The sequence below is a fragment of the Peptoclostridium litorale DSM 5388 genome (assembly GCF_900141635.1).
Classification (GTDB): Bacteria; Bacillota; Clostridia; order Peptostreptococcales; family Peptostreptococcaceae; genus Peptoclostridium; species Peptoclostridium litorale.
This window is the reverse complement of the sequence record NZ_FSRH01000010.1, coordinates 55,257-71,621: the sequence shown is the minus strand read 5'-3', so window position 1 is coordinate 71,621 and position 16,365 is coordinate 55,257. Positions and strand designations below refer to the sequence as shown.

The following is a 16,365-nucleotide window of genomic DNA, read 5'->3' as shown; positions in this document are numbered from 1 at the left end:
TATTAAACAGTGTAAAAAGCAGGCCTTGGCCTGCTTTTTATTATGAATTCATCAACACATGTTATACTATAAATATAATAACAGCGCATTATAGAAAGGGAGTACGTGCAAAGCATATGGAAGAGAAGATATTGGTTGTAGACGATGAAAAGAGCATTGCCGACGTGATAGCATATGCTTTTAGAAGAGAGGGGTACACTGTTGAAAAGGCATATGACGGAAGTTCAGCACTTAACAAGATATCAAGCTTTAAGCCCAATCTGGTTATTCTGGATGTAATGATGCCTCATATGAAGGGTTTTGATGTGTGCAAAAAGCTGAGCAGCAGGAACGACATGGGTATAATTTTATTGACGGCCAAGGACGACATTGTGGACAAGGTGTTGGGACTGGAGCTTGGAGCAGACGATTACGAGATCACAATTAAAAGCTTAAAGCTGATTCCTAGGCAAAGAAGAGTCATACTTGAAGGGCAGTGCCTGGAATTAAAGCCGAAAGAATTTGATTTGCTGGCTCTTCTGCTGTCAAGTCAGGGCAGGGTGTACACGAGGGAAGAACTGCTGGATATTGTCTGGGGGGATCGAGTATGTCGGGGGGACGCGTACTGTGGATATTCACGTGCAAAGGCTTAGAAAAAAGCTGGGGACACAATACCAAGGCGTAATACAGACAATATTTGGAGTGGGGTATAAGGCGACCGGTGATTTCTATGAAGATAAGCATTAGGACAAAGCTGAGTGTTTTTTTGGCAGTCCTATTATTTTTAACCGTATGCACGTTAAGCATGTCGGTGCTTCACGGAATAGGCAAGAATCAGCAGAGGGAGCAGGAGGCGTATCTGGCGCAGTAGGTGAAAACTGCGAACATGTATATAAGGCAGCTCAACCACACAAAGAATTTAAATGGAGTAGAGGAACTTTTGCAAAGCGAAGGGGACAATGTTGCAAAGCAATTGGATAAAATGATGGGTATGAATGTTGCAATTTACAATATGGCGGGAGAAGAAGTGGGGGATTCACTGCTTTTTTCCAGCGAGAGGGATACTGAGGACATACTGTCATATGCGCTGAAGGACAACGTAATGTATCAAGTAATAGGGGATACGATGGACTATATGTCGCCGCTATATGATGTGGACGGACCGGTTGGAGTTATTCGATTCCAATACTCTTTAAAAAAATATGTTGATTTTTATAAAGAGGTAAAAAGCCTTTTCGTTAGTCTCGGTATTGCCGTGATCGTGATTAGTTTCATGGGGGCATATTTTTATTTTGACAGATTTGTACAGCTTATTTTCATTCTGAAGAGGGATGCGGACAGGATCAGCATGGGTGATTACGACTCTATTGTCCCCGTAAAAAGGAATGACGAGATCGGGGAATTGAGTCGGGGGATATATCATATGAACATCCGGATCAAGGACAGCATTTGTGGAATGAAAGATGAACAAAGGAAGCTGGAAAAGCAGCAGAAGACATTTATTGGGAATATCACGCATGAATTCAAGACCCCTTTAACGGTGATTAAAGCTTATGTTGACCTTCTGGACATGTATGGAGATGACCCTGATTTGCTAAAGGATGCAAATGCAAATATAGGGAAAGAAGCGGACAGGCTGTATGAACTGGTCGACAAGGTGCTACATCTGTCTTACCTGGAAAAATATGATTTTGAACTTCAATCGGAAAAACTGGATATAAAAGATGTGATTGAGGAAGTCTGCAGGCGAATGGGAGGGAAAGCGCAAAAATTCAACATCCAATTGGAAGAGAAGCTTATGGAAAAGGTGTTCGATTCATTCTATACAGTGGATAAGAACCGATCGAGAGAATACGGCGGGACGGGACTCGGGCTTGCCATTGTAAAGGGACTAGTGGAAAAACAGGGAGGATCGATAGATATAGCGCACAATAAGCCAAATGGCACAACTTTTACGGTATATTTTCCTCTTTACTAAAAAGTTTACACTTTGGAAACAAGTTTATATATTTTAGAAATATCTGTTTTGTATAATAATGCTAGTCAATAAAAATACAATTACAAAATGACTGGAAAGAGGTAGAAAATCATGAAAAAGATAATTATGGTATGCATCGCCCTGCTGCTGGCTTTGTCAATGGCAGCGTGTACAAAGCAGGAAGACAGCGTAGAAAATGAAGAGGTAAAGCAGGAGGCCGCATCAGGTTCAGAGCAGTCTCAAGAAGCAAAAGATAGTAGCGAAGATGGCAAAGAAGGAGAGCGAAAAACTCTTGAAAATTACAAAAAGCTGATTGGTCTAAGCCGGGAAGAAATTATTGACGCCATGGGAGAAGAACCTAGCGTAATAGATGAAGGTGGACTGGAGTTTTCAAAGGCCAGTATTAGAGTTTGGTTCATTGAGGATGGGAAAACAGTAGATCAAATCTTTATAGATGACAGTGACGTTGATTTCAATGGAGCAAGGCTTGGAGGAAATATAGAGGACTTCAAAAATATTTTTGGAGAGCCGGTAATGGAGGATCATGAAAGCGCATACAGCAACTTTGACTATGAAGGATTGGTTTTACATGTGACATATGATAAGAGCACAGGAAAAGTCTTTGCTGTATACCTTATGAAGGAATGGAAATAGCCACTAAAACATTATAACACTATAACTAAAAGGCAGAGGTGGCATGAACCTCTGTTTTTTTGGCAAGGTTGAGCTGAAGAAGGTGATATGGTATATGAAAAAAATAAAGTTATCAATATATTTGCTCCTCATAAGCACTTTAATTCTATATTCAGGGTGCGCAAAAGAAGCTGAAACAGACCGAAGGACCATCCAGAAGGGAGAAAAGAAAATAACCGTAATACCGGATACAAACTACACTGTGGGGGAAGACGTTGTTGAAAATATCAAGGTGCATGAAAATTTAAAGGGGTACGGCTGGATAGGAGAAGGCAGTATACTCGGGATACCAGCGGATGAAAACGGGCAGATTGAAACAGAAGGGGAAGTGTGTGATATAAGAAACATTCCGAATTTAGAAGAAAAGATAATATCCGCTGAAAACCTGCCATATCAGCATATCAATATATCACCTGATAAAAAGCATATTTTTTATGTGAATGAAGCCAGGCAAAAAGGTTACATTCTAGATTTAGAGGGGAATATAAAGGCTGAGGCCAAAGGACCGTATGCGGGGGAATTGGGAGAGGCCGTGTGGTTTGACAACGAGGGGCTGGTGATGCCGTATAAGGACAGTGGCTTTTACAGCATAACCGCCGGCGGAAAAGAGATGAAAATAGAAGGCGTAGAAGATGAAGAACATATCAGCAAAGCCGTGAAACTGGGAAGCAGTATATATTACAGCACGCAAATCGGCCTGGACAGGAAAATGAAAGTATACGACATGAGCGCAGGAGAAAAGAAGCTGTTTATTGAAGGCCGGGTGACAAACTTTTACTTATCGCCCCCAAATGACCGGTTTATCGTGGAAACACATAATATAAATCAGGATAAAACCATGCTTCTAATCGCGGATTTAGAGGGGAAAAACAAAGACACAGTGGCTGAAGGAAGAATGATATATGGCACTAGCTGGTCGCCTGACGGATTAAAATTTGCATATGTCTTAAATTCTAGAGGGGAAGAAGATGAGGGACTTTTCATAATTGATATTGAAAAAAGGAAAAGAAGCCATATATCTGCAGTATATTTGGACTTGGGAAGCGATATCAAATGGAATCCTTCAGGCGATAAAATGATGATCAGCAGTGGAGAGGTACAAGACGGCAAATGGATTGATAATACACATGTAATTACATTGAAATAAATTTGAAAGATAATTTGAAGGCAAGAGAATGATTAGGGTTAATGAAAAATAATTTGGCTTGACGAATTGACTAGAAACCGCATTGGAGAAATCCAGTGCGGTTTTATATGTAGGCTCATAGCCAAATCAACAGTATGATTGAGAAGATGGCTAAGAAGTTGAATAAATAATCTTATTAACTATGGGTATAATTGTATCTTAATAGCATGACATTTATTGACAGTACAGGTAGTTGGATTGTCGTGTAATCAAAAGGATTGCTTAAATAAATATGTGAGGTGAGCCTATGAATAATATTGAATTGAAATTAGAAGTAACAGAAAAGCTTTACGACAACTTGAAAACCATAGCCAAAGAGAACGATATTTCGAGGGAACACCTGTCAAAAGAAGCGCTTGAAAGATATGTTGCTGACAATGAAAACGTGTGGGCGAGTGCAGTTGAGCAGATAAGAGAAAATGAGATAATCAAGAAAGCACAATTAAGAGAAGAAAGCGAATACAAAATCATGCAGATTGCCGGAAAGCGACCGGCAGAAAACAGGGAGTTTTTGGATCTGATTATTGCCGAAGATACTTATTATCGCTTGACTGTTGTTGCCGAAAAAAAGGCGATTTCGGTAGATCAGTTGGTGGTTGGAGCATTGAGTGACTTCACGGATTATTATAGAGAATTGTTGGAGGATAAAGATAAAGAGAAGAAGGAAAAGAAGGATAAGCAGAAGCTGCAGAAGCTGCTGCAGAGACAAAAAAAGGCCAAGAAGAAAGACAGGGAAAAGCAAAGGAGGAAGCAAAGGCGTATAAAGGGCAGGATATAGAATGTAAGAGCTCCATGCTGGCGTCTGAAAGCTTCCGATAAAATAGGCTGTGCGTATTTGGATTTTTGATTTTGATTGCTATAAAAATATATAGGGTATCTATTTAATGGAAAATCAACTATTCATGTGACGAGGGGTTGCCTATGATATTATGGCTAATTAAATTCATTTTGTTTTTTATAGTTGTTGTTTTTGTAGGTGTGCTGTTTATCCCTTTAAAATACTCGATATCAGGTGAAAAAGGTGATTGCAGCCAATTGTATATAGAGATTTCCTGGTTTTTTAAATTGATTAAAACAACCGCATTTTTTCAAAGCGGGTTAAAGCCAAAAACAGATTTTATCTTTGCAGGACACGGCATAGACGTCAGTGGCAATGGAAAAAAAGAAAAGAAGCCTCCTGGTGAAAAAGAGAAAAAAACCGACAAAAATAAGAAAAAAATGCACCCAAAGCACGTGTTGAGCAAAAGCATGCTTAAGTCGATTTCAGATCTATTAAGTGATTTTTTAAGGTGGTTAAAGCCGAAAAAATTCAGATTGAGAGGTATGGTGGGTTTTGAAGACCCGCATCATACTGGAATGCTTTGCGGTCTGCTATATATTTTCGAAGAGCCGCTGCGAAACAGCGGAATAAACATTATTTCGATATTCGACAGAGAAGTTTTTGAAGGAAGCTTTGAAATTGAAGGAAAGCTCACTATTGCAGTGCTATTGCTTATATGCATGAAATTTGTGCTTTCAAAACCTGTAAGAAGGATAATATCATATCAAATCAGAAGATAGGGAGGGAATATTATGGCGTTTGATTTCAGCGAAAACGTAAATGCGTTGTTTGAAAGGTTTGAAAAATTCTTTACATCCAAAACAGTTGTTGGCGAGAGCATACAGGTGGGGGACATAACTCTTATTCCGCTTATGAGCATTTCATTTGGCTTGGGCACGGGAGGCGGCACGGATCCGAAAGGCAATCAGGGTGAAGGCGGAGGAGGAGGCATTGGAGCAAAAGCTTCCCCAACGGCAATTATAGTAATAAAAGGAGGGGATGTGCAAGTAGTATCGGTTGGAGCCCCTCATGGATTTGAAAAGCTGGTTGAAATGGTGCCTGAAGTTGTCTCAAAGGTTATGGGAGAGGAAAAAGAAGAGGTCAAAGAAACTAAAGAGCATTTAGAGTAATGTGTAAAAATAATAGTAAAAATAAAAATCCGCCGATAAGGCGGTTTTTTATTTGAGAAAAGCTTGAAATCAAGAGGTTTTAGGCTGAAATATCACTTATGGGTTGGTTAAAGAGTCGGATAAAGTCCTGGGTGACATAGAAAAAAGAATAGCTAAAAAGGACAGTGATATTTGTGCACTGGTTGAAAAAGAGGGAGTTTAATCTAATACATATAAAATAAGAAATATGGAAATGTCAAATTTAAGGGCATCTGCAAAAACGCAGGTGCTTTTTGTACTTTCTATTGTGCAGGACACGTTTTTGAAGTAATATTAATAATAAAACAATTGTATGAATATTGAAAATTTGGGGGTGTATTATGAATGCAAAGATAAAGGGAGTCATAATGACTCTTATTGCCGCAGCTGGATTTGGGGCCGCCGCGCCTGTGGCAAAGTCCATATACCAATACGGACTGACGCCTAGCTTTATGCTGGCACTGAGGTTTTTCACGGCATCGCTGTTTCTTTGGGGGTATATATTCATAAGCGGAAAAAAAGTCAATTACAGGATTGAAAAACGGCAGCTCGGCATAATGTTTGTCACAGGGGCTGTCGTTTATTTTTTAACCACAACTTTTTATTTCAATGCCATCAAATTCATTCCAATATCTCTTCACGTAATGATTTTCTATTCATATCCATTCATGGTGAACATATTCTCTCTTTTGATTTTCAAGGAAAAGATAACCAAAAAGCAGGCGCTTGCAATGACTATAGCTTTTGCAGGGCTTACAATGACCGTTTCCATAAGCTCTGCAGGGCTCAACTTCACAGGGGTTGCCCTTTCGCTACTGGCCGCGCTTTGCAATGCAAGCTATATAATCCTGCTTGGGATAAATGGCATAAGAGGAGTGGACTCTGTTGTGACTGCGGCGTACACAAACCTTTTCAGCTCGATTTCATTTTTCGCATACTGCGCAGTGATGGGGCAGATACACATGGACATTCCCTCAAAAGGCTGGATGGGGATTGTGTTTATAGCTCTAATATCAACTGCCATTGCCATAATAGCCCTTTCAAAGGGCATACGCATAATAGGGGCTTCGAAGGCATCCATAATAAGCACATTTGAACCGCTCGAAGGCGTTGTTTTAAGTGTGATATTCTTTGGGGAGAGCATGAACACGGTCCAGATAATGGGGATGATACTTGTGATAGGTGCCATAATAATGATAAACTACTCTGGCGGAGAGGATATATTCGATGGAGAACTTTATGACTTGGAACGGGATGCAGGTTGATTGCATTCCGGATTGGCGTGGAATCAAAGTGTGAAATATTATTTGAATGCAGTGGTGATTGAAATTAAGAGGATTGGTCGGGAAGAAGCGGTGATCGGTGCAAAAAACATATTGACTTTGATGGAGGGAATGTGATACTTTATATGAAATGCAAGATTTAGGGATATTGATAAAAAAATATCATGGATTTTGAATTTGTATTTTTTAAGCATATGCTAAATGTGTCGCAGTTTCGGCTGTGGTGCTTGGTGTATTTCTTGAAACTTAATAAGGACTTCTCCGAGTTTGTGATCCTGAGGCGAATGAGACTAGAGTCGCTATGGAAGCAAACCTATAGGGTTTATCTGGAAACGGATGGGCCTCCCGGTGGAAAGGAGAGTTGGGTGAGAACTAGTGTCTATTAATGGTGCCTAACTTTGCTTTCGCAGAGAAGGCACTTTTTATTTTTCCTTAAAAACTGAATATGAATATTTTGAGTTTGCTGAGTGTTTGTTTTTTCATGAAAGTCGAAAGGGATCTAATTGGTAAGGAATAGCGTAAGGGTGCGCAAGTAATTGTCGACAATCGACAATCTACACGAAGTATTATTAAAAATATAATTTGAGGAGGATGATTGACATGAAATATGAAAAACTTTACATTAATGGAGAATGGGTGGATGGAAGCAGCGGGGAGTTTATAGAAATAGAAAACCCAGCGAACAAGCAGATTATAGCAAGGGTTCCAAAGGGAAATGCAGGGGATGTGGATAGGGCTGTGGAGGCGGCCAAAATGGCTTTTAAAACCTGGCAGTTTGAATCTGTTGAAAAGAGAATAGAGCTCATGGAGAAAGTGGTTCAGGGTCTCAATGACAATGCCGAACATATGACAGAAGTTATAGTTAAGGAGCTTGGAAGCTCATACAGGGTGGCAAAGGAAGTGCATGTATTCCCATTCATAGAGGAGGCTGAAAATTACGTCAAAATAGCCAAAAACTATAATTTTGAAAAGAGGCTTGAAAAGTCTATAGTGAGAAGAGAGCCTGTGGGAGTGGTTGGAGGCCTTACACCTTGGAACTTCCCCCTTGAACAGATTGTGAAAAAGGTAGTGCCCGCTCTTCTCGCAGGAAACTGCGTAGTATTAAAGCCAAGCCAGATAACTCCTTTGACAGCATACATACTTACAGACCTTATAGACAAGGCTGGATATCCAAAAGGTGTTTACAACTTGGTTTCGGGAAGAGGTGCCGAGATAGGAAACGCCCTTGCCTTGCACGGAGATGTGGACATGATATCGTTTACTGGATCGACAGAGGCGGGAAGAGAAGTCGCAAGGCTTGCGCTTAACACAATAAAGAAGGTTGCTCTTGAGCTAGGAGGAAAGTCTGCTACTGTGGTGCTTAAGGGCGGAGACTACGACCTTGCTGTAAGCAGCACTTTGGACACGGTCTACCTGAACTCCGGACAAACGTGCAATGCATTTACAAGACTTGTAGTTCCAAGAGATGAGATGGCTAAGATAGAAAGCATAATAGTTGAGCAGTCAAAGGGATATAAGTTTGGAAATCCAGAGGACAAAAGCGTTGACATAGGGCCTCTTGTGTCCCAAAAGCAGTTTGACAAGGTCAAGGAGTACATTGAGATAGGAGTTTCTGAAGGGGCAAGAATGCTTGTGGGAGAAGTGCCTGAAGGCTGTGAGCCGGGGTACTACGTAAGGCCTGTGGTGTTTACCGATGTGACAAACGACATGAGAATAGCAAAGGAAGAGATATTCGGGCCTGTGCTTTGCGTGATTCCTTACGACACTGAGCAGGAAGCTGTTCAGATTGCAAACGACAGCATATACGGGCTTGCGGGAGCTGTGTTTGGGCCTGAGGACAAGGCAAACGAGGTTGCCAGAAAAATAAGAACCGGTTCGATATTCATAAACGAAGGAGAATGGGATGTGAACGCCCCATTTGGAGGATACAAGCAGTCTGGGATAGGAAGAGAAGGCGGAGTAGAAGGATTTGAGGAGTTCCTTGAGATAAAGACTATGTATGTGAAATAAAGCTTTTCAATTCACTGGAAAATGGAAATGGAGCACAGCCTGAATGGCAAATACTTACAGAAGACATAATGCAGTGTACACCTTGTATAAAAGAGTTTTGCAAACATGTATGGACTATATGCCAATGTAAACTTATAATTAAAGTTACAGGCAGACAAGAAATTACAGATGTTTTTACAACTTATACTACAAGAGGTGATACAAATGAACAGACTTGCTATGAAAATAAAAGAATCCAGAACAGCTGCCGGGCTTACTGAAAAGCAGCTTGCAAAAAAATGCGGACTTTCGGTCGGCTATATACTCCAGGTTGAATCCGGCAAAAAGATTGTCAACGAGAGCATTGCCGAAAAGATATTAAAGGCGCTGGGAACAAAGGAAGAATTTGTGACAGAGGAAAAGCCGGCTCCGGAACCTAAGCAAAAGAAGGAAGCTCCAAGGGCTCAGGAGACTGTAATAGCCCAGCCTAATGAAACATGGGCGGATGCTCTTGCAGGAGTAATCAAAAAATATCCTATTCAGGACATTCAAAGCGGAAAGGCTGAAGGCTACAAGGAACTGCCTATAATAAGCAAAAAGATTGAAGGACACCACCCTGACAAGATAATCTTTGTGAAATCTCCAAATGACGACATGGAATCATTTAGGATACAAAAGGGCGACGTGCTTATGGTATTTGTGACAAAAGACATACAAAACAACGGAATATACCTGTTTGAAGTGAGCGGCAAGAAGATGATAAGACAGCTCAGAAAAGATGCAAACAAGCAGATAAGGCTTTCGAAGCGTTCAAACGACCCTTCGGCTGTGACTGTCGACGTAAACAGGGTCAAGGTCATCGGAAGAGTAATAAAGAATGAATTTTCAATATAGCAGTTGCGCTAAATAGCGGTAAGGCTCATGAAAAAAGGCATGGTATCCTTCATTTTCTTTTGACTGTCAAAAATATAAGTGATATGCTCAGCAAATCAGGAAAATATGTTTTCGAATAACGAGATAGTATATTGTTACCCAATATGCCGTAAAAGAGTAAAAATAAAACCATAAAATATTAGGCTGTGTTTAAGAATAATGTTGATATAATAGTGATTTTTAAAGGAGCCTCAGAAGAGGCTCCTTTATGTTAAGCTCGTGGCCTACGATTGCTTTTAAGTGCGCTATTTAATTTTACGAAATAAGTAATTTTCAGCAGCTAAAGTATATTTTAAGCCTTTCATCTTTTTTCTCATTTCTTCTAAGTCAACTGGCTTTTCTTTCGGTAATTTAAAGTAGTTTTCTAAATTATTGCTTTGAATTTTGTTTTTTCTATCGACAATACCAATAAACTTAAAACCTTCATCAAATCTTGCTAAGGTTGCATCACCGTGACTGTCATTACATATTAATATTCCACCAACTTTTAAAAATTGTTTTGTTGCTTGCGCCACGAATCCTGCATACTGCGAGATAATTAAATCTACTTCTTCAATTTTCAATAGCTGAGTATAATCCTGTCCTATAAAATCAATTTCACACGGATCTAGATATTCCTTATTTTGCTCTATATATTCTTTAATGATATCCATATGTTTGAAAAAGTTAATTGCTCCCTTAAAATTATCAATTTGAAAAACGGCTTTCCTTGATTTCATCGGCTACGCCGTCGATGTGGGCTCCAAAAGTAATCACCTGCTCAAAGAATTTGATTAATCTTTCTTTGTCCGAGGGACTTAGCTTTTTGATATCGTCCATTGCAGAAGCATATGAGGGCATAGTAAGAACCTCCTTTCGGAACGAATGTATGTTCTTATTATGCCCTCATCCAACAAAAATTTCAAAAATATTAATTTTCAACAATAGTTTTAAACAGAGCCAAATATTAAAAGAGAGGGAGCACTCTAATCTGCGAAAGATTAGGGCGCTCCCTCTGAATTTTATAGCTTGGTGAATAACCAATAATCTAGTTTTTAATTTTTTGAATTTAAAAATTGCCACTTTTTTCAATTATGAAAATTTAGTTACAAAAGTTCTTTTGACACAAGTTCAAGAACCAGGGTTTCCCTTTCTATAGAGAGACCCATGGAATCTTCTTTTGCAGAAATTACCTCTCTGTTGTGCGCTATAGCATCGTGAATGTTGACCCAAACAGGTACAGACCCATTGTTAATCTCATAGTCTTCGGGACGGGCATCGCCAAGCTCTCTTTCGGCGCTGCATACAAAGAAATGGGAGAGCATGTGAACTGCATCATATCCTTTGTAATGAGTAGGCCTGAATTCCTCATAGTCGCCAAATGTACTCAGTATTTCTATGTTTTTTGCCCCGGTCTCTTCTTCGAGTTCCCTTATAAGACCATTCCTTATGTCCTCTCCTTCATCGACCCCGCCACCGGGAAAACTATAATCATTATATCTTTTCGTATATATCATCAAAATATCTTCATTATCCATTATAATGCCTCTGGCGGCAGTTCTTTCAAAAATTACAGGGTCAACAGTAGATTTAAAAGTCTCGTGCACATATTTATTTATAAGTCTCATGTATAAATCTCCAATCCTAAAACTTTATTTTTACAACTAGAATATTATACCAGATAATTCTGGCGTAGCAGTGGTTGACTTTAAGGATTTAAAAAGGTTTTAAAGAAAAAGTTTTTCAAAAATATAGAAATTTTGGGGAACTTTTTTGAAAATTTAAAGTCTAATAGCATAAAAAGTAAACAAGTGCTCTGAAAAAAAATACGATTTTATATGAAGCGACGTTGACTATTAAACCTGTAGACACACACATAATATGCCGTAGATGGCAGCTGGTGTGTGAATTTTTATTTTTGGAAGACGAGGCATGCAAATATTTCCAGGTTGAACTACTCCAGCCTGACAGGGAGGAAATACTATGATGAGATCCATGTATTCTGCAATTTCAGCGCTCAAGGCGCACCAGACAAAGATGGATGTAATAGGTAACAATATTGCAAATGTAAATACAATAGCCTTCAAAGGCTCAAGAGTGCAGTTTGAAGAAGTTTTCAGCCAGACCATAAAAGGGGCTTCGGCTGCTGAGGGAGGCAAAGGGGGAAGCAATCCCATGCAGGTGGGCCTTGGGATAGACGTCTCATCAATAGACAGCTTTCAGACGGTTGGGGCCATCGAAAGGACTGATATTCTCACGGACATCATGATATACGGAGAAGGATTCTTTATGGTGTCGGATGATCCTAGCTGCAACAACAGATACTACACAAGGGCGGGGAACCTGAGCGTGGACGAAGATGGAAACCTGCTTTCATCAGGAGGTTTCAAGGTACTGGGCCACAGTGTAAAGGACGGAACCATGGGGCCAAACGCCCTACTCAACGATGAACTGGAAGGGCTTGTGATATCGAAGGCAACGACATTCCCTGCAAAGTGCACGGGCCAAAAGGGAAATGGAAGCGACCCGGATTTGAAGTCAACCTCCAGAGATGTGAAATTCGAAGGCAATATAAATTCGGAAACAGGGCTTGATGCGAAGGTCAGTGCAAAGGACACGGATGGAGATGGGACTTTTGACGAATTCAGGATAAGCAAGTCCAGCATAGTCGCGAGGGAGACCACATTTACAGTATATGACGAGATGGGCGGAGAGCATACAATAAAGATGAGCGTAAATAGAAAGATGAAGGCCGGCGTGTCAGAGGATGGAGACGACTATGTTATCTCTGCTGAAGATGCAAATCCGGCAGATTTTTTTGAGCCGAGCGAGTGGAGCGTCGAGCTCGATGTTGTTGGGGATGTAGGGGAAACCCTAGGAAGTGAAAAGTTTGACCTGTCATTTGACGAGAATGGTGTTCCGGATGTAGACATGGAAAATACAACACTTGTCGGTCCCTTCCCGAATGGGGCCGATACGTTCAACTTCAATCTTTCGTTCAAGGATGAAAAGGGAAACCCAACAATAACACAGGCTGCCAGCGAGTCCTCGCTTTCTGTGGAAGAGGTTGGCGGATACAAGCAGGGTGAACTTGAAGACTTTGGAATAAGTGATAATGGGGATATAATAGGTGTTTTCACAAACGGGCAAAAATCGATTATGGGCAAGATGGCACTTGCGAAATTCAAAAATCCCGAGGGCCTTGAAAAAGTGTCATCAAATATGTATAAAGAGACCTCCAATTCTGGAATAGCCATGATTGGGTTTCCAGGAAGCAATGGATTCGGAGCCACAATAGCTGGAGCGCTTGAAATGTCTAATGTGGATCTGGGCAGGGAGTTTACAAATATGATACAAACACAAAGAGGCTTTCAGGCAAACTCAAGGACAATAAATACGGCGGACCAAATGCTTGAAGAGCTCATAAACTTGAAAAGGTAAAACCGCATAAAAGATTGAAACAACAGGCATCTATTGAAAAATAGGTGCTTTTTTAATGAAGACAAAGGGACAGTGTACATGAATATAGAGGATAAGCCATAGTCACTATACACGTAAAGGACTATGAGGACAGGACAATACCTACATATGTTGTCAGTGACGACATTTGCATTTGTGTTGAGGACTTGGAGTTTTACGGGTACAAGAGGGCATGGGATGGCAGAAAAAGGATTACAAGTCTTACATCTGCAGATATCAAAAGGACAGGCACGGTAAGACGTGTCGGGAAGGGCGGAAACACTCTACACAGCAACATACAGGTATATGTGGACGGCATCAGGCTGGAAGGTTTTAATATAGGGGGATACACGCTTGTAAAGATAACTGAATTCGACAAGGTTCCGGGAATATCTTTCTGGAGGGAATACGATCAGGAGGGTATTGAGACATTCTATTTAAAGGGAAAAGTGAAACTGCCAAATCGAGAAGTTGCCCCTAAGGGAGGAATACGCGGAGAGGTAATCGAATATTGCATGTCAAATCAAGGAACAAGGGTTTCCCGGAGAAAGTATATTCAAAGCCTTTTTACATAAAAGAGGGACAAAACAGCTGCAATTATGAAATGTCAGCCGGCATGTGAGTCCTGTGTGTCGGATATGAGATAGACCCGGCTTACGGATATTCAAACGGTTCGCTGTTTGATGAGAATGGAATGCCTATTGACGACTATGGAATTTTTGTAAGTGACATAGACGGCTTCAGGGAGGATCAAGACAGATTTGACATAGACATATTGAAAAAAAGCGTTAAAATAAAGGGGACAATAGAGCTTCAAAATATGCGTGATGACGAGCATGCCGACACAAGGGAAATTAGGATGCTTGCCATAGACAGACGCTATGCCGACAGGCCGCAGGCGTCATTTTTAGCCACGGGCTACTATTCGCCTGAGGGGCTTGTGAAGGATTCCAGCCAGGCTGAGGTGATGCATCCTTTGGAAGACGGAATTGAAGGAGTTTCGATTGCTGCCAGAGTAGACAATGCGGTCAAACATGGCAGGGATGCAAAAAGCGTAGCCAGAACATATTTAAGCGGAGAGGAAATATGTAGGTTCGGACACTGTTGTCAAAGTAGAAGAGTTGAAGTATTACGGATTCAATACAATACAAAATGGGTATACTATAGAGATGAGTTTTCCGAAAGACAATGGGAGTGGTTTGAATGAGAAGTAATGTACAGTTCATAAGGGAATACAGTACTAAAAAGGAGCAGACTGTTTTAAAACTGGCTAAAAAAGAGGGGGTTAAGATAAAGGCGCCCTGCAAGGGAAAGGGAAAATGCGGAAAGTGTCTTGTTAAGATTTTGGATGGAAAGGTTTCAGGGCCTTCGAAGGCGGAGCAAAAACTTCTTACGAAGAAACAGCTTGAACAGGGCTACAGGCTTGCATGCGAAGCTGAGATACTTGGAGACTCAAAAATTATTCTTGAGGACTAAAAACTAGGATTTACAAGTGTCATAGATGTTTACAAATCTTTTGTATATTCTCTGGAAAATAAAAAATTTAAAAAAATAATTTTTTTCGGGAACTTTTTTGAAGGCCAATCGTCTAACCGTATATAAAGAGCAAAAAACCATAGAGAATATACAGGAGGTAGTACAAATGAAAAGAAAAATGAGCATGTTTTTAGCAGGAGTTATGTTGATGTCGGGAGTTTCTTCGGTATCTGCGCAGGCAATACCGGAAAGGGCCGTGGAGGCCGTGGCAATTTCAGCGCCAGTGGACACTGCTGTGCCTGAACTATATGAAAAGACGGCGCCTTTTGAAGTGGAGCAGTCTAAAGACCAGTTCAAGGTAATACTGGAAGAGAATCCATCGACTGGCTACGTGTGGTCGGCAAAGATTAAAGATGAGGCATTGATTACATCTAAGGGAGAGAATTTCATCGGTATGGATACAGAGCTTTTGGGAGCTCCTGGGAAGAAGGAGTTTTCATTTAGAGTAAACAGCGACGGAGTATCTACCATAAGCTTCACAAAGAATAGGGCTGGAGAAGAAAATCCGGCTGAAAGCCTTAGGCTACTTGTCTACAAAAGCGGCGAAAAGCTGATTGTAGAGGAGGACAAGGTGGTTTCAATAAACAATGGAGAGGAAGAGGAGACGCTATCTGCAGACATATACTACAATGACGCGTTGATTGAATCTAAAGGCGGACTTAAGAAAATCGGCGGGATTACAATGTTCCCGGCAGCCGATGTCCTAAGGGCAATGGGATACAACGTGGAGTGGAAAGAAGAGACAAAATCAGTTGAGATTTCAAAGGGAGCTCAATGGACTTCGATTACCATAGGCAAAAATTCATACTTCAAAAACAAAATGGCTCCTATTGAGCTCAGTGCGGCGCCTCAGATTGTAGACGGAAGCACTTACGTACCTGTGGAGTTCTTGGCCGAAATACTTGGAAGAGGGCTTACTGTGGACAATGGGGACCTCAAGCTGGGAGACATGGAGGCGCAGATACATTCCGGATACGTTAAGGACATAAGACATGACGAGACGGGGACTATGACGATAACAATATCCAATGTCAAGGATTCAAACGACATCAATGACCAAATAATTATACACACATCTAAGGCGTACACATACTACAACAAGGAAGCCAAAATAGGAGAGCATATAAACGTGGTATGCTCAATGATAATGACTATGAGTATACCGCCGCAAACCAGTGGATATGTTGTATACTAGCAAGAGTTGACTAAATGGCAACAACCGCTTATAAAATATGAAAATTTGAAATATAAAAAAATGACTGCAGGCCCGCGAGAATTTGCCGGGCCTGCAGTCATTTTTTTATGCCATAATATTGTTTTGTAACATAACCAAAGGGCTAGCTTCAGCGTGTTTTTTCAAGGTTGAGCGGGGGTGCAGAAAA

Annotated in this window: 20 protein-coding genes and 1 riboswitch; of the genes, 17 read left to right on the top strand and 3 right to left on the bottom strand. The window is 40.7% G+C overall.

What is annotated here, in order from left to right:
• Positions 1-116: 116 nt before the first annotated feature.
• The 12 genes from BUQ87_RS10180 (at position 117) to BUQ87_RS10135 (ending at position 9,970) form a co-directional block, all read left to right on the top strand.
• A complete protein-coding gene (locus tag BUQ87_RS10180) occupies positions 117-632 on the top strand; it encodes a response regulator transcription factor (RefSeq protein ID WP_330391329.1) in 516 nt (171 codons plus the stop codon).
• Complete coding sequence (locus tag BUQ87_RS15840) at positions 607-726, top strand: winged helix-turn-helix domain-containing protein (protein WP_416389729.1); 120 nt, start codon at positions 607-609, stop codon at positions 724-726. The genes BUQ87_RS10180 and BUQ87_RS15840 overlap by 26 nt, the downstream gene beginning before the upstream one ends.
• Positions 710-850 (top strand): hypothetical protein, encoded by a 141-nt coding sequence (locus tag BUQ87_RS15280; RefSeq protein WP_159434320.1) that lies wholly within the window; start codon positions 710-712, stop codon positions 848-850. Before BUQ87_RS15840 ends, BUQ87_RS15280 begins: the two co-directional genes overlap by 17 nt.
• Positions 851-1,957: a sensor histidine kinase gene (locus BUQ87_RS10175; protein WP_143182454.1), complete on the top strand. Its 1,107-nt coding sequence runs from the start codon at positions 851-853 to the stop codon at positions 1,955-1,957. It begins immediately after the preceding gene.
• Between the two features lie 111 nt (positions 1,958-2,068).
• Complete coding sequence (locus tag BUQ87_RS10170; RefSeq protein WP_052636036.1) at positions 2,069-2,611, top strand: hypothetical protein; 543 nt, start codon at positions 2,069-2,071, stop codon at positions 2,609-2,611.
• A 94-nt stretch (positions 2,612-2,705) separates the two neighbouring features.
• Positions 2,706-3,797 (top strand): TolB-like translocation protein, encoded by a 1,092-nt coding sequence (locus BUQ87_RS10165; RefSeq protein WP_143182453.1) that lies wholly within the window; start codon positions 2,706-2,708, stop codon positions 3,795-3,797.
• Between the two features lie 286 nt (positions 3,798-4,083).
• Positions 4,084-4,614: a hypothetical protein gene (locus BUQ87_RS10160; RefSeq protein WP_038263725.1), complete on the top strand. Its 531-nt coding sequence runs from the start codon at positions 4,084-4,086 to the stop codon at positions 4,612-4,614.
• 257 nt (positions 4,615-4,871) lie between these two features.
• A complete protein-coding gene (locus BUQ87_RS10155; protein WP_207647188.1) occupies positions 4,872-5,396 on the top strand; it encodes a DUF2953 domain-containing protein in 525 nt (174 codons plus the stop codon).
• A 12-nt stretch (positions 5,397-5,408) separates the two neighbouring features.
• Positions 5,409-5,786, top strand: a complete 378-nt coding sequence (locus BUQ87_RS10150; protein WP_038263730.1) for a GerW family sporulation protein — start codon at positions 5,409-5,411, stop codon at positions 5,784-5,786.
• A 359-nt stretch (positions 5,787-6,145) separates the two neighbouring features.
• On the top strand, positions 6,146-7,069 hold the full coding sequence (locus BUQ87_RS10145) for a DMT family transporter (protein WP_038263732.1): 924 nt from the start codon (positions 6,146-6,148) through the stop codon (positions 7,067-7,069).
• 265 nt (positions 7,070-7,334) lie between these two features.
• Positions 7,335-7,462: riboswitch (molybdenum cofactor riboswitch) on the top strand.
• Positions 7,463-7,687: 225 nt separating this feature from the next.
• Positions 7,688-9,097 carry an aldehyde dehydrogenase family protein gene (locus tag BUQ87_RS10140; RefSeq protein ID WP_038263735.1) on the top strand — a complete coding sequence of 470 codons (1,410 nt, stop codon included), beginning with the start codon at positions 7,688-7,690 and terminating at the stop codon, positions 9,095-9,097.
• Positions 9,098-9,301: 204 nt separating this feature from the next.
• Entirely contained in the window at positions 9,302-9,970 is a 669-nt protein-coding gene (locus tag BUQ87_RS10135; RefSeq protein WP_038263737.1) for an XRE family transcriptional regulator, read from the top strand.
• 284 nt (positions 9,971-10,254) lie between these two features.
• Here the strand turns inward: BUQ87_RS10135 and BUQ87_RS10130 are convergent, their stop codons facing one another.
• The 3 genes from BUQ87_RS10130 to BUQ87_RS10125 all read right to left on the bottom strand — a co-directional run bounded on the left by BUQ87_RS10130 (position 10,255) and on the right by BUQ87_RS10125 (position 11,616).
• Complete coding sequence (locus BUQ87_RS10130) at positions 10,255-10,728, bottom strand: hypothetical protein (RefSeq protein WP_052636037.1); 474 nt, start codon at positions 10,726-10,728, stop codon at positions 10,255-10,257.
• Positions 10,697-10,849, bottom strand: coding sequence for a hypothetical protein (locus BUQ87_RS15275; protein WP_159434318.1), 153 nt, complete (start codon positions 10,847-10,849; stop codon positions 10,697-10,699). The genes BUQ87_RS10130 and BUQ87_RS15275 overlap by 32 nt, the downstream gene beginning before the upstream one ends.
• Before the next feature lie 245 nt (positions 10,850-11,094).
• Complete coding sequence (locus tag BUQ87_RS10125; protein ID WP_038263739.1) at positions 11,095-11,616, bottom strand: NUDIX hydrolase; 522 nt, start codon at positions 11,614-11,616, stop codon at positions 11,095-11,097.
• Positions 11,617-11,971: 355 nt separating this feature from the next.
• Between BUQ87_RS10125 and BUQ87_RS10120 the strand changes: the two genes are divergently transcribed.
• From BUQ87_RS10120 to BUQ87_RS10100, 5 genes are all read left to right on the top strand, one after another.
• Complete coding sequence (locus tag BUQ87_RS10120; protein ID WP_038263744.1) at positions 11,972-13,429, top strand: flagellar hook protein FlgE; 1,458 nt, start codon at positions 11,972-11,974, stop codon at positions 13,427-13,429.
• Between the two features lie 185 nt (positions 13,430-13,614).
• Positions 13,615-14,022 (top strand): hypothetical protein, encoded by a 408-nt coding sequence (locus BUQ87_RS10115; RefSeq protein ID WP_038263748.1) that lies wholly within the window; start codon positions 13,615-13,617, stop codon positions 14,020-14,022.
• A 119-nt stretch (positions 14,023-14,141) separates the two neighbouring features.
• A complete protein-coding gene (locus BUQ87_RS10110) occupies positions 14,142-14,654 on the top strand; it encodes a hypothetical protein (RefSeq protein ID WP_038263750.1) in 513 nt (170 codons plus the stop codon).
• A complete protein-coding gene (locus tag BUQ87_RS10105) occupies positions 14,651-14,923 on the top strand; it encodes a 2Fe-2S iron-sulfur cluster-binding protein (protein WP_038263752.1) in 273 nt (90 codons plus the stop codon). Before BUQ87_RS10110 ends, BUQ87_RS10105 begins: the two co-directional genes overlap by 4 nt.
• 166 nt (positions 14,924-15,089) lie before the next feature.
• Entirely contained in the window at positions 15,090-16,178 is a 1,089-nt protein-coding gene (locus BUQ87_RS10100; protein ID WP_038263755.1) for a stalk domain-containing protein, read from the top strand.
• Positions 16,179-16,365 lie beyond the last annotated feature (187 nt).

Coding starts and splice junctions, on each gene's coding strand:
- BUQ87_RS10170 (WP_052636036.1), top strand. CDS start 2,069: ATGAAAAAGATAATTATGGTATGCATCGCCCTGCTGCTGGCTTTGTCA.
- BUQ87_RS10135 (WP_038263737.1), top strand. CDS start 9,302: ATGAACAGACTTGCTATGAAAATAAAAGAATCCAGAACAGCTGCCGGG.
- BUQ87_RS10180 (WP_330391329.1), top strand. CDS start 117: ATGGAAGAGAAGATATTGGTTGTAGACGATGAAAAGAGCATTGCCGAC.
- BUQ87_RS15280 (WP_159434320.1), top strand. CDS start 710: ATGAAGATAAGCATTAGGACAAAGCTGAGTGTTTTTTTGGCAGTCCTA.
- BUQ87_RS10130 (WP_052636037.1), bottom strand. CDS start 10,728: ATGAAATCAAGGAAAGCCGTTTTTCAAATTGATAATTTTAAGGGAGCA.
- BUQ87_RS10150 (WP_038263730.1), top strand. CDS start 5,409: ATGGCGTTTGATTTCAGCGAAAACGTAAATGCGTTGTTTGAAAGGTTT.
- BUQ87_RS10160 (WP_038263725.1), top strand. CDS start 4,084: ATGAATAATATTGAATTGAAATTAGAAGTAACAGAAAAGCTTTACGAC.
- BUQ87_RS10125 (WP_038263739.1), bottom strand. CDS start 11,616: ATGAGACTTATAAATAAATATGTGCACGAGACTTTTAAATCTACTGTT.
- BUQ87_RS10120 (WP_038263744.1), top strand. CDS start 11,972: ATGATGAGATCCATGTATTCTGCAATTTCAGCGCTCAAGGCGCACCAG.
- BUQ87_RS10145 (WP_038263732.1), top strand. CDS start 6,146: ATGAATGCAAAGATAAAGGGAGTCATAATGACTCTTATTGCCGCAGCT.
- BUQ87_RS10110 (WP_038263750.1), top strand. CDS start 14,142: ATGCCTATTGACGACTATGGAATTTTTGTAAGTGACATAGACGGCTTC.
- BUQ87_RS15275 (WP_159434318.1), bottom strand. CDS start 10,849: ATGCCCTCATATGCTTCTGCAATGGACGATATCAAAAAGCTAAGTCCC.
- BUQ87_RS10140 (WP_038263735.1), top strand. CDS start 7,688: ATGAAATATGAAAAACTTTACATTAATGGAGAATGGGTGGATGGAAGC.
- BUQ87_RS10100 (WP_038263755.1), top strand. CDS start 15,090: ATGAAAAGAAAAATGAGCATGTTTTTAGCAGGAGTTATGTTGATGTCG.
- BUQ87_RS10165 (WP_143182453.1), top strand. CDS start 2,706: ATGAAAAAAATAAAGTTATCAATATATTTGCTCCTCATAAGCACTTTA.
- BUQ87_RS10105 (WP_038263752.1), top strand. CDS start 14,651: ATGAGAAGTAATGTACAGTTCATAAGGGAATACAGTACTAAAAAGGAG.